Annotated in this window: 11 protein-coding genes; 9 read left to right on the top strand and 2 right to left on the bottom strand. The window is 62.6% G+C overall.

Annotated features, from left to right (window positions below; all coding sequences use genetic code 11):
- Positions 1–7: 7 nt before the first annotated feature.
- The gene (locus NTD81_RS19030) at positions 8–991 is read left to right on the top strand and encodes an asparaginase (RefSeq protein ID WP_262184308.1); all 984 of its coding nucleotides are present in this window, start codon (positions 8–10) and stop codon (positions 989–991) included.
- A gap of 45 nt (positions 992–1036) precedes the next feature.
- Positions 1037–1492, top strand: a complete 456-nt coding sequence (locus NTD81_RS19025) for a GNAT family N-acetyltransferase (protein ID WP_262184307.1) — start codon at positions 1037–1039, stop codon at positions 1490–1492.
- 211 nt (positions 1493–1703) lie between these two features.
- On the opposite strand, the gene oadA is transcribed toward NTD81_RS19025, so the two are convergent.
- Entirely contained in the window at positions 1704–3512 is a 1809-nt protein-coding gene (oadA, locus tag NTD81_RS19020) for a sodium-extruding oxaloacetate decarboxylase subunit alpha (protein WP_262184306.1), read from the bottom strand.
- A gap of 11 nt (positions 3513–3523) precedes the next feature.
- The gene (locus NTD81_RS19015; protein ID WP_262184305.1) at positions 3524–4939 is read right to left on the bottom strand and encodes an acetyl-CoA carboxylase biotin carboxylase subunit; all 1416 of its coding nucleotides are present in this window, start codon (positions 4937–4939) and stop codon (positions 3524–3526) included.
- Between the two features lie 189 nt (positions 4940–5128).
- On the opposite strand from NTD81_RS19015, the gene NTD81_RS19010 reads away from it, so the two are divergent.
- The 7 genes from NTD81_RS19010 (at position 5129) to NTD81_RS18980 (ending at position 11315) form a co-directional block, all read left to right on the top strand.
- On the top strand, positions 5129–6109 hold the full coding sequence (locus tag NTD81_RS19010; protein WP_315974702.1) for a LysR family transcriptional regulator: 981 nt from the start codon (positions 5129–5131) through the stop codon (positions 6107–6109).
- 98 nt (positions 6110–6207) lie between these two features.
- Positions 6208–6882 carry a GntR family transcriptional regulator gene (locus NTD81_RS19005; RefSeq protein ID WP_262184304.1) on the top strand — a complete coding sequence of 225 codons (675 nt, stop codon included), beginning with the start codon at positions 6208–6210 and terminating at the stop codon, positions 6880–6882.
- 110 nt (positions 6883–6992) lie between these two features.
- Positions 6993–7928 (top strand): 4-hydroxyproline epimerase, encoded by a 936-nt coding sequence (locus tag NTD81_RS19000; protein WP_262184303.1) that lies wholly within the window; start codon positions 6993–6995, stop codon positions 7926–7928.
- Positions 7925–9031, top strand: a complete 1107-nt coding sequence (locus NTD81_RS18995; RefSeq protein ID WP_262184302.1) for an NAD(P)/FAD-dependent oxidoreductase — start codon at positions 7925–7927, stop codon at positions 9029–9031. Before NTD81_RS19000 ends, NTD81_RS18995 begins: the two co-directional genes overlap by 4 nt.
- Entirely contained in the window at positions 9024–9260 is a 237-nt protein-coding gene (locus NTD81_RS18990; RefSeq protein WP_262184301.1) for a (2Fe-2S)-binding protein, read from the top strand. Before NTD81_RS18995 ends, NTD81_RS18990 begins: the two co-directional genes overlap by 8 nt.
- On the top strand, positions 9257–10504 hold the full coding sequence (locus tag NTD81_RS18985) for an FAD/NAD(P)-binding oxidoreductase (protein WP_262184300.1): 1248 nt from the start codon (positions 9257–9259) through the stop codon (positions 10502–10504). The genes NTD81_RS18990 and NTD81_RS18985 overlap by 4 nt, the downstream gene beginning before the upstream one ends.
- Positions 10505–10565: 61 nt before the next feature.
- A complete protein-coding gene (locus NTD81_RS18980; protein ID WP_262184299.1) occupies positions 10566–11315 on the top strand; it encodes an AraC family transcriptional regulator in 750 nt (249 codons plus the stop codon).
- Positions 11316–11445 lie beyond the last annotated feature (130 nt).

Below are 11445 nucleotides of genomic sequence, written 5' to 3'. Positions count from 1 at the left end.
AGCGGCCATGGGCTGCAACAACCTCTTGCTGCTGTACACCGGCGGCACCATCGGCATGCAGATGAGCGCAGCGGGCCTGGCTCCTGCCGGCGGCTTTGCCGAGCGCGTCCAGGCCGAACAACAGCGCCAGCAGCTGAGTCTGCCGACCTGGCAATTTGCCGAGCTGCTGCCGCCGATCGACAGCGCCAATATGAACCAACAGCACTGGCTGGCCATGGCCGCGGCGATCCGCCAGGGCGTAGAGCAAGGCTGCGATGGCGTGCTGTTGCTGCACGGCACCGACACCCTGGCCTACAGCGCGGCAGCCTTGAGCTTCCTGCTGCTGAACCTGCCCGTGCCGGTGCTGTTAACCGGCTCCATGCTGCCGGCCGGCGCCCCTGACAGCGATGCCTGGAGCAACCTGTTTGGCGCCATGGCGGCGCTCAAGCAAGGCCAAGCGCACGGCGTGCAGCTGTTCTTTAACGGCCAACTGCTGCCCGGCACACGGGTCAGCAAGCTGCGCAGTGAAGCCTTTGATGCCTTCCAACAGTCGGCCCGGCCACGCCACGGCCAACGCGCGACGCAGATCCCAGCCGAGCTGAGTTATCAACGGCCGCGCCAGTTGGTGAACATCGCCGTATTGCCGTTTTATCCCGGTATCCAAGCGCGGCAGGTACAGGCCTTGCTCGACAGCGGCGTGCAGGCGCTGCTGCTGGAATGCTATGGCAGCGGCACCGGCCCCAGTGATGACGCGCAGCTGCTGGCCGTGCTGCAACAGGCGCACCAGCGCGGCGTGGTGCTCGCGGCGATCAGCCAATGCGGCGAAGGCCAGGTGGAGTTTGGCGTGTATGCTGCCGGCAGCCAGCTGGCCCAATGCGGTTTGCTCTCAGGCGCCGGCATGACCCGCGAGGCGGCTCTGGGCAAACTCTTTACGCTGCTCGGCGCCGGCCTGAAACAAGATGAAGTCGGACATTGGTTTGCCCTGGATCTATGCGGCGAACTGGCGCCATAACTTAGACTCAGGACCGCACCCACAATAACTAGCAAGGAGCCGCGTATGGCCATCCGCATTCCTATCGACATCCGCCCCCTCAGCGCCGCCGACCACGCCGCCTGGCTGCCGCTGTGGCAGGGCTATCAGCGTTTTTACATGACCGAGATCGCTGCGCCCACCAGCGAGCTGACCTGGCAGCGCTTTCTCGACCCCAACGAGCCGATGCACGCAGCCCTGGCCTGGCATGAAGGCCAAGCCATCGGCCTAGTGCACTGGATTTATCACCGCTCGACTTGGTCCCCCGGCGACTACTGCTACCTGCAGGATTTGTTTATCCACAAAGACCTGCGCAGCAGCGGCGCAGGCCGCCAGCTAATCGAATACGTCTACCAACAAGCCCAGGCTGCTGGCTGCTCGCGTACCTATTGGCTGACCCACGAGAGCAACAGCAAAGCCATGCTGCTGTACGAGCGCATCGCTGAGCGTTCGGGCTTTGTGCAGTACCGCAAGCTGTTCTAAGCAGGGAAAAGGCTATGCCCCACTGCTGTTGTGCTGATAACCGCAGCTATGTCTAAGGCCCACCCGCAGGACTACAGGACCTTACCCATCAGGGCATAACCGTAAAGCTGGGCGAGTGCCCGGCAAGCGGGCCGGCTGGCCCACCTGCAAGAATAAAAAGAAGCCTCCAAACCGCTTAAATGCCTGTTCAACCGGCCGGAGACTTCACAACCTAAGCGTCGATTTCCACCAGTACTTCGCCCGGATTGACGCGATCACCTTTGGCCACATGAATGGCGCTGACGGTGCCGGCAATCGGTGCCTGTACTTCGGTTTCCATCTTCATCGCTTCGCTGATCAGAACCGCCTGACCGGCTTTAACTGGATCGCCAACCTTAACCAACACGTCGACGATATTGCCCGGCATGCTGGTGCTGACATCGCCCGGCGCCGAAGCTTGTTTGCGCTTGCCACCGCTACCGGCAACGAAGTCGTTGAGCGGCTCGAACACCACTTCTTCCGGCATGCCATCGATGGACAAGTAGAAGTGCCGCTTGCCGTCGCCTTTGACGCCGACGCCGGTGATATCCACGCGATAGCTTTCGCCGTGCACGTCGATCACGAACTCGGTCGGCACACCCTCGCCGCCCGCTGTCGCCACCGCACCGGCTTCCGGAATCGGCAGCAGGGTTTCTGGAGTCAGGCTGCCAGCGGCGCGTTCTTCAAGGAACTTGCGCCCGATATCAGGGAACATGGCGAAGGTCAGCACGTCTTCTTCGCAGGCTGCCAGGCTGCCGATTTCTTCACGCAGACGCGACAGCTCCGGCTTGAGCAGATCCGCCGGACGCCCTTCGATCAGCTCTTCGCTGCCGATGGCCTGCTTGCGCAGTTGCTCGTTGACCTTGCCCGGCGCCTTGCCGTAACCGCCTTGCAGGTACAGCTTCACTTCGTTGGTGATGGTCTTGTAACGCTCGCCGGCCAGCACGTTGAACACCGCCTGAGTGCCGACGATTTGCGAGGTTGGCGTCACCAGCGGCGGGAAGCCCAGGTCTTCGCGGACCCGTGGAATCTCGGCGAACACTTCGTTGATGCGGTTCAGCGCGCCCTGCTCTTTGAGCTGGTTGGCCAGGTTACTCATCATGCCGCCTGGCACTTGGTTGACCTGCACGCGGGTGTCGACGGCGGTGAATTCGCTTTCAAACTGGTGGTACTTCTTGCGCACGGCATGGAAGTACATGCCGATCTCCTGGATCAGCGCCAAGTCGAGACCAGTGTCGTATTGGCTGCCACGCAGCGCCGCGACCATCGACTCAGTACCCGGATGGCTGGTGCCCCAAGCGAAGCTGGAGATGGCGGTGTCGATATGATCGGCGCCGGCTTCAATCGCCTTGAGCTGGCACATGCTGCCCATGCCGGCGGTGTCGTGGCTGTGGATAAACACCGGCAGTTGCACGGCGTCCTTCAGCGCCTTGACCAACTCGGCCGTGGCAAACGGTGTAAGCAGGCCGGCCATGTCTTTGATGGCGATGGAATCGACGCCCATCATCGCCATCGCCTTGGCTTGCTCAACGAAAGCCTCGGTGGTGTGTACCGGGCTGGTGGTGTAGCTGATGGTGCCTTGGGCGTGCTTGCCGGCCGCCTTCACCGCCTCGATGGCCACGCGCAGGTTACGCACGTCGTTCATCGCGTCGAAGATACGGAACACGTCGATGCCATTGACCGCCGCCTTGGCGACGAAGGCACGTACCACGTCGTCGCTGTAGTGACGATAGCCGAGCAGGTTCTGACCCCGCAGCAGCATCTGCAAACGGGTGTTAGGCAGTGCCGCTTTGAGTTTGCGCAGACGCTCCCACGGGTCTTCTTTCAAGAAGCGCACGCAGGCGTCAAAGGTGGCGCCACCCCAGACTTCCAGCGACCAGTAGCCGACCTTATCGAGCTTGTCGCAGATCGGCAACATGTCGTCTAAGCGCATGCGGGTGGCGATCAGGGACTGGTGAGCATCACGCAGGATGGTATCGGTAACGGTGATTTTCTTAGCCATGGTGCTCTTCCTCACAGGCCGGCGTGGGCGGCAATTGCAGCGGCGATGGCCAGGGCCAGCTCGTCCGGTTTGCGCTTGATGGAATAGTTGGTCAGCTCCGGATGGGCCTCAACAAAGCTGGTGTTGAACTGGCCACTGCGGAACTCAGGGTTACGCAAAATCTCTTGGTAGTACGCAGCGGTGGTCTTAACCCCTTGCAAGCGCATGTCGTCCAGTGCGCGCAGGCCACGGTCCATCGCCTCTTCCCAGGTCAGCGCCCAAACAATCAGCTTGAGGCACATGGAGTCGTAGTACGGCGGAATGGTGTAGCCGGTGTAGATCGCCGTGTCGGTACGCACGCCGGGGCCGCCGGGGGCGTAGTAACGGGTGATCTTGCCGAACGACGGCAGGAAGCCGTTTTTCGGGTCCTCGGCGTTGATGCGGAACTGCAAAGCAAAGCCACGGTACTGGATATCTTCCTGCTTGATCGACAGCTCCAGGCCCGAGGCCACACGGATCTGCTCACGGACGATATCGATGCCGGTGATTTCCTCGGTGATGGTGTGCTCCACCTGCACCCGCGTGTTCATCTCCATGAAGTACACCTCGCCCTCGGCGAGCAGGAACTCCACAGTACCGGCGTTCTCGTAGCCCACCGCCTTGGCCGCACGCACCGCCAGGTCGCCGATATAGGCGCGCTGCTCGGGGGTCAGTTGCGGGCTGGGGGCAATCTCGATCAGCTTCTGGTTACGGCGTTGGATCGAGCAGTCGCGCTCGAACAAATGCACGGTGTTGCCGAAGGCGTCAGCGAGAATCTGCGCTTCAATGTGCTTGGGGTTAACGATGCATTTTTCCAGGAACACTTCGGCGCTGCCAAAGGCCTTGGTCGCTTCGGAAATAACCCGCGGGTAAGCCTGCTCCAGCTCCTCGCGGCTGTTGCAACGACGGATACCGCGACCGCCGCCACCGCTGGTGGCCTTGAGCATCACCGGGTAGCCGATACGCTCAGCTTCGCGCAGGGCTTCGTCGAGATCCGCCACGTTGCCTTCGGTGCCGGGAGTCACCGGCACGCCAGCCTTGATCATGCTGCGCCGCGCTTCGGTCTTGTCGCCCATGCGGCGGATCACTTCGGCGCTGGGGCCAATAAACTTGATCCCACGCTCGGCGCAAATTTCCGCCAGTTCCGCGTTCTCGCTGAGGAAGCCATAGCCTGGATGCAGGGCGTCGCAGCCAGTTTCCACAGCCAAATTCACCAGCTTGCGCGGGTTCAGGTAACCGGCCAGGGGATCTTCACCAATGCTGTGGGCTTCGTCGGCACGCTTAACGTGCAGCGCCATGCGATCAGCTTCGGAATACACCGCCACTGAGCGAATGCCCATTTCGGCACAAGCCCGCACGATGCGAACTGCGATTTCACCCCGGTTGGCAATGAGGATTTTTTTTATCACGGGCCAACGTCCTCGAATACGTGAACAGGCAACCGGCTAGGCGGTTTGGCTGTGACCGCTGTAGCGCTTGCAGTCATGGCGTAAAGCTACGCCTCCAAAGCGAATTAATAAAAATTAATAATTATTAGGTTTGGTATAAGTAAGCACTTATAGTTGACAATCGAACAGTCGTAGAAACGGAGCCTTACAGTGCGTAAGTCCTTGATGCGCATGACTTTGCGCCAGCTACAGGTGTTCAGTTCGGTGTGCAGCAACCTGTCCTACAGTCGTGCTGCAGAGGAAATGGCCCTGACCCAACCGGCAGTCAGTTTGCAAATTCGCCAGCTCGAAGAGCTGATTGGCCAGCCACTGTTTGATTACATCGGCAAGAAGCTTTACCTCACCGAAGCCGCCGAGGCCTTGCAACGGGCCAGCGCGGATATCTTTGGTCGCCTGGAAAGCCTGGATATGCAGCTCACCGACTTGCAGGGCTCGCTGCAAGGGCAACTCAACCTGTGTATCGAATCCAGCGCCAAGTACTTTATTCCCCACCTGTTCGCTGAATTTCGTCGCGAATTTCCCGAAGTCAGCCTTAACCTCACCGTGCTTAACCACGCCATGGTGGTCCGGCGCCTAGGCATGAGCCGCGATGACTTACTGATCATGAGTCAGGTGCCCATGGATATGGACCTCGACTTCGTGCCCTTCCTCAATAACCCCATTGTGGCGGTGGCGGCGTCTGACCATGCGCTGAGCAACGCCAGCCAGTTGAGCCTGGTCGACCTGACTCAGCAGCCATTGCTGGTGCGCGAAAACGGCTCCGGCACGCGCCGCGCCGGCGAGGAGTTCTGTCACCAGAAGCACGCGCACTTCAGCCAAGTATGGGAAATCGGCTCCAGCGAAAGCCAGGCCGAGGCGGTGCGTGCCGGCTTAGGCATTGCCCTGATGCCACGCCATGCAGTGCGCCTGGAGTTGCAGCAAGGCTTGCTCCGTGAACTGCCAGTGGCGGAGCTGCCGCTGTACCGCAGCTGGTGCGTGGTCAATCTGCGCAGCCGGCGCTTATCGCCCGTGGCCCAGGCGTTTCTCGACTTTATCCGCAGCCACCGGTCGCTGATTAACCAGCTGCACGAGCAATTTCAGCAAAGCAGTACGCCCATCGCAGAGCCGGCCAAACGCCCACTAAGCGGCTAGGCTACTTAGGCTTTTGACGGCGCCAATTTAAGGCACAAACGTCCAGAGGATTTCGTATAAGATATTCCTCACTTCGAACCTGCATAGGTGCTCCCGCTGTGTCCCTCAGGCAACTTAAAGCGCCCAACTTGGGCATTACCCCCACCGCTTCGGAAGTGATTGCCACGCACCTGCGTGAAGCGATTGTGTCCGGCGCGCTGGCGGAAGGTGAGCCGATTCGCCAGGACGACGTGGCGCAGCTGTTCAACGTCAGCAAAATCCCGGTGCGTGAAGCGCTTAAGCGTTTGGAAGCCGAAGGCCTGGTGTTGTTCCAACGCAACAAGGGCGCCGTGATTACCCGTATCTCCGAGCCAGAACTGGCGCAGATGTTTGAAGTGCGGGTACTGCTGGAGATGCAAGCCATTCGCCTGGCCGTGCCGAACATGACCGAGGCCACCTTCGCCCAAGCCGAGCAGATCTGTGCGGCCTTTTTGGGCGAGGACAATATTGGCCGCTGGGCCGAGCTGAACTGGCAGTTGCACGCCTGCTTGTACGAACCGGCGCAGCGGCCGTTTCTGCTTAACCTGATCCGCTCCATCCACGACAAACTGGAGCGCTACCTGCGCCTGCAAATGAGTTTGTCGTCGGGGAAAAACCGCGCCGACCACGAGCACCGCGAGATCCTCGAAGCTTGCCGCGCCGGCGATGGCGAACGCGCCGCGCAACTGATCGAGACGCACATCAATGGCGTCTGCCAAGTGCTCTATGAGCACCTGCCCAAGGGCGCCGCCTAAACTGCACCATTGTGCTGATTTCGTCATCGGCACCAGCTAAACAAGTCAAGCCCAGGGCTTGCCGGAAACGGCAAGCTAAAGCCATTCCCATGGTCGCTAAGGGCTTTTCCATGCAGCAGATTCGCGTACTCGACTCGCACACCGGTGGCGAACCCACCCGCCTAGTTCTCGACGGTTTTCCTGACCTTGGCCGGGGCAGCATGGCCGAGCGCCGGCAACTGCTGGCCGCTGAGCATGATCAGTGGCGCGCCGCCTGCGTGCTGGAACCACGCGGCAGCGATGTGTTGGTCGGGGCCCTGCTGTGTGAGCCGGTCGACCCCACCTGCTGTGCCGGGGTGATCTTCTTCAATAACTCAGGCTACCTGGGCATGTGTGGCCACGGCACCATTGGCTTGGTGGTGTCGCTGGCTTATCTGGGCCGTATCAGCGCCGGCGTGCACCGCATCGAAACCCCGGTCGGCACCGTCGAAGCCACCCTGCATGACGATCACTCGGTGAGCGTGCGCAACGTGCCGGCCTATCGTTACCGCCACGCCGTGCAGGTGCAGGTGCCGGGTTACGGCAGCGTCACCGGCGATATCGCCTGGGGCGGCAACTGGTTCTTTCTGATCAGCGAGCACGGCCAGCGCGTCGCCAGCGATAACCTTGAAGCGCTCACCGCGTATTCCGCTGCCGTGCAGCAAGCGCTGGAGGCGCAAGGTCTGCGCGGTGAAGACGGCGGCCTGATCGACCATATCGAGCTGTTTGCCGACGACGACGTGGCCGACAGCCGCAACTTCGTCCTCTGCCCTGGCAAGGCCTACGACCGCTCGCCCTGCGGCACCGGCACCAGCGCCAAACTGGCCTGCCTGGCCGCCGACGGCAAGCTCGCGGCCGGACAGATCTGGCAGCAAGCCAGTGTGATCGGCAGCCAGTTCGAAGCCCATTATGAGGCCGCCGATAACGGCCGCATCATCCCCACCATCAAGGGCCGCGCCCATGTCAGCGCCGAGGCCAACCTGCTGATCAGCGAGGATGACCCGTTCGCCTGGGGCATTCGCCTGTGAGCGCAGCGGACTTTATCGTCGTCGGCGGCGGCATCGTCGGCGCCGCCTGCGCCCATGAACTGGCCAAGCGCGGCCATCGCGTGCTGGTACTGGATGCCGGCCTGCGCGCCGCCACCGCTGCCGGCATGGGCCACCTGATCGTACTCGACGATAACCCCGCAGAACTCGCCCTGAGCCAATACGGCGTGCAGCGTTGGCGCGAGCTGGCGCCGCAGATGCCGGAGGACTGTGGCTACCGGCAAAACGGCACCCTGTGGCTGGCAGCCAATGCCGAAGAGATGGCGGTGGCCCAGCAAAAATATGAGGTCATGCGCGACCACGGCATGCACTGCGAACTGCTCGGCGCGCAGGCTCTGCTAGAGGCCGAACCGGAACTGCGCAGTGGCTTGCACGGCGGTCTGCGGGTCAGTGGTGACGGCATTCTGTACGCGCCGAATGCCGCGCGCTGGTTGCTCAGTCACCCCGGAATTTTGCAGCGCCAAGCCCAGGTCACCCAGCTCGAAGGCAATCGCGTGCGCCTGGCTGACGGCTCCTGGCTGAGCGCCGAGGCGGTGATTCTGGCTGGCGGTACCCATGTCACCGAGCTGTGTCCGGAGCTGCCGATTGAGCCGAAAAAAGGCCATCTGCTGATCACCGACCGCTATCCCGGAATGATCAAAAACACCTTGGTCGAGCTGGGCTACGTGACCAGCGCGCACAACGCCAGCGGCCCCTCCACCGCCGCCAATATCCAGCCACGGCCCACCGGCCAGTTGTTTATTGGCGCCTCCCGCCAGTTCAACACCACCGACCCGGAAGTAGAGCCGTGGATGCTGGCCAAGCTGCTGCAACGGGCGGTGGACTATATGCCGGGGCTGGCCAAGCTCAACGGCATCCGCGCCTGGACCGGGTTCCGCGCGGCCAGCCCCGATGGCCTGCCGCTGCTCGGTGAACATCCGCAGCAGCCCGGCCTGTGGCTGGCGGTCGGTCATGAAGGCCTCGGTGTGACCACCGCCCCGGCCAGCGCTGATCTGTTGGTCGCGCAGCTGCTCGATGAGCACGCGCCGCTAGATCCCGTCGCCTATTTACCGCAACGTTTTGCCGGAGTGCGCGCCCATGCCTGAGATCATCTTGAATGGCCGTCCGCTAGGTGTCAGCGCCGGCACCACGGTGGCCGCTGCACTGAGTTTTGTTGGCGATGGCACTAGTCGCACCTCGGTCAGCGGGCAACGCCGCGCGCCACTGTGCGGCATGGGCGTATGCCAGGAGTGCCGGGTCAGCATCGACGGCCTGCGCCGCCTGGCCTGCCAAACCCTATGCCGTGACGGCATGCGCGTGGAGACACAGCCATGAACGTCGATGTTTTAATTGTCGGCGCCGGCCCTGCGGGGATGGCGGCGGCCTTAGCGGCGGCGGCGAGCAACGCCAAGATCGCCATCCTCGATGACAACCCCCAGACCGGCGGGCAGATTTGGCGCGACGGCCCCCAAGCCCATCTGCCGGCAGTTGCCCGCCGCTACCGCCAGCAGCTCCTGCAACAGAGCAATATCCAGCTGCTCGCCGGCACCCGCGTGGTCGCCGTGGCCGGGCCGAACAGCCTGCTGCTGGAAGACGCCGAACGCGGTTGGGTAATCCAATACGACAAGCTGATTCTGTGCACCGGCGCCCGCGAACTGCTGCTGCCCTTCCCCGGCTGGACTCTGCCCGGCGTGACAGGTGCCGGCGGCCTGCAAGCGCTGATCAAAGGTGGCCTGGCGGTTAAGGGCCAGCGCTTGGTGATTGCCGGCAGCGGCCCCTTGCTGTTGGCCAGCGCCGCCACCGCGAAGGACAACGGCGCCAACCTGCTGCGCATCGCCGAGCAGGCCCCGTGGACGGCGGTAGCCGCCTTTGCCGCGCAACTGCCGCGCTGGCCACATAAGCTCTGGCAAGCCGCCGGCTTGTTCGACGCCAGTTACCGGGCCAACAGCCATGTCGTCGAAGCCTTGGGCAAGGACCGTCTGGAGGGCGTACGCATCAACCGTGGCGGGGTCATCGAGGAGATTGCCTGCGAGCGCCTGGCTTGCGGCTTTGGCCTGATCCCCAACCTGCAACTGGCGCAAGCGCTGCACTGCCATATCGAACAGCAAGCGGTGGCGGTGGATAGCTGGCAGGCCAGCAGCGTGGCTGGCGTGTACGCCGCCGGCGAAGCCTGCGGCTTTGGTGGCAGCGATAAAGCCCTGGTCGAAGGCGCCATCGCCGGTTACGCCGCCGTCGGCCATAACGCTGCCGCCGAGCAACTCTGGCCGCAGCGGCAACGCTGGCAGCAGTTTGCCCAGGTGCTGCGCCAGCGCTTTGCCCTGACGGATGCGGTGCGGCAGTTGGCGCAGCCGGACACCCTGGTCTGCCGTTGTGAAGACGTGCCCTATGCCGCACTGGCCGGTGCCAGCGGTTGGGCGCAAGCCAAGCTCAGCAGCCGCTGCGGCATGGGCGCCTGCCAGGGCCGCGTGTGTGGCGCCGCCGCGCAAGCGCTGTGGGGCTGGACGCCAGCGCCGCCACGGCCGCCCTTCAGCCCGACGCGGATCGAGACCCTGTTGCAACTGCAGAGCCCCGAGCGCTAAAGCTATTCAACTGGCGCAGCAGCCCTTATGCTCGCAGGCTCCTGCGCCAGTTGTGTCGACCATGCTTGAGCTGCTGCAACAGCAATCCCCCGCCGATCTCCCCAGCCTGCTGGCCAGCCTGAGCCAGGTCGCGCCGCTGTTCGACGTGATGCCCGGGGTGGTGTTTTTTATCAAAGACAGCCAAGCCCGCTACGCCCTGGTCAACCAGACCCTGGCCAACCGCTGTGGCTATAAAAATAAGCAGGACTTACTCGGCCGCACCGCTGAGGATGTGTTCCCGCCGCGCTTTGGCCCCGGTTACACCGCCCAGGATCTGCAAGTGATCAACAGCGGCAAGCGTCTCGATGAACAACTCGAACTGCACCTATACCCAGGCCGCCAACCGGGCTGGTGCCTGACCCACAAACTGGCTTTGCATAACAACCAAGGCGTGGTGATTGGCATGGCCGGGGTGTCTTGTGACTTGCAGGCCGCGCAGAACGCTCATCCGGCCTACCAGAAGCTCGCCGCCGTAGACAGTTACATCCGCCAAAACCATTCCCGCGCCATTAGCCTGGCCGAATTGACTGACCTCACCGGGCTCTCGGTGGCTCAGCTGGAACGCCTGTGTAAGCGCATCTTCCAGCTCACCCCACGACAGATGATCCACAAAGCGCGGCTGGGTTGCGCCAGCCAATTGCTGCTCGAAGGCCAGCTGTCGATCACCGAAATCGCCCTGCGCTGCGGTTACACCGACCACAGTGCCTTTAGCCGCCAGTTCAAGGCGCTGACCGGGCTTTCCCCCAGCCAATACCGCGAAGCGCAGCACTAAAGCTGCCAGTGTTCCGTTTAGGAGCACTCGTACCACTTCACGCCTCTTTATGTAACACCGCGGCGCCGCTCAAGCCCCTGCTTTTAGCCCCTTAAATCGTGCAAAAAACTGCGCAAGCCGCCTGTGCTGG

Source organism: Pseudomonas sp. 5P_3.1_Bac2, from assembly GCF_025465995.1.
GTDB lineage: Bacteria > Pseudomonadota > Gammaproteobacteria > Pseudomonadales > Pseudomonadaceae > Aquipseudomonas.
The sequence above is the reverse complement of the archived record's forward strand: the minus strand, read 5'-3'. Positions and strand labels throughout refer to the sequence as shown.

What these genes read in the sequence shown, in the direction of transcription:
- NTD81_RS19000 (WP_262184303.1), top strand. Translation starts at nt 6,993, where the DNA reads ATGCAGCAGATTCGCGTACTCGACTCGCACACCGGTGGCGAACCCACC.
- NTD81_RS18990 (WP_262184301.1), top strand. Translation starts at nt 9,024, where the DNA reads ATGCCTGAGATCATCTTGAATGGCCGTCCGCTAGGTGTCAGCGCCGGC.
- NTD81_RS18980 (WP_262184299.1), top strand. Translation starts at nt 10,566, where the DNA reads ATGCTTGAGCTGCTGCAACAGCAATCCCCCGCCGATCTCCCCAGCCTG.
- oadA (WP_262184306.1), bottom strand. Translation starts at nt 3,512, where the DNA reads ATGGCTAAGAAAATCACCGTTACCGATACCATCCTGCGTGATGCTCAC.
- NTD81_RS18985 (WP_262184300.1), top strand. Translation starts at nt 9,257, where the DNA reads ATGAACGTCGATGTTTTAATTGTCGGCGCCGGCCCTGCGGGGATGGCG.
- NTD81_RS19030 (WP_262184308.1), top strand. Translation starts at nt 8, where the DNA reads ATGGGCTGCAACAACCTCTTGCTGCTGTACACCGGCGGCACCATCGGC.
- NTD81_RS19025 (WP_262184307.1), top strand. Translation starts at nt 1,037, where the DNA reads ATGGCCATCCGCATTCCTATCGACATCCGCCCCCTCAGCGCCGCCGAC.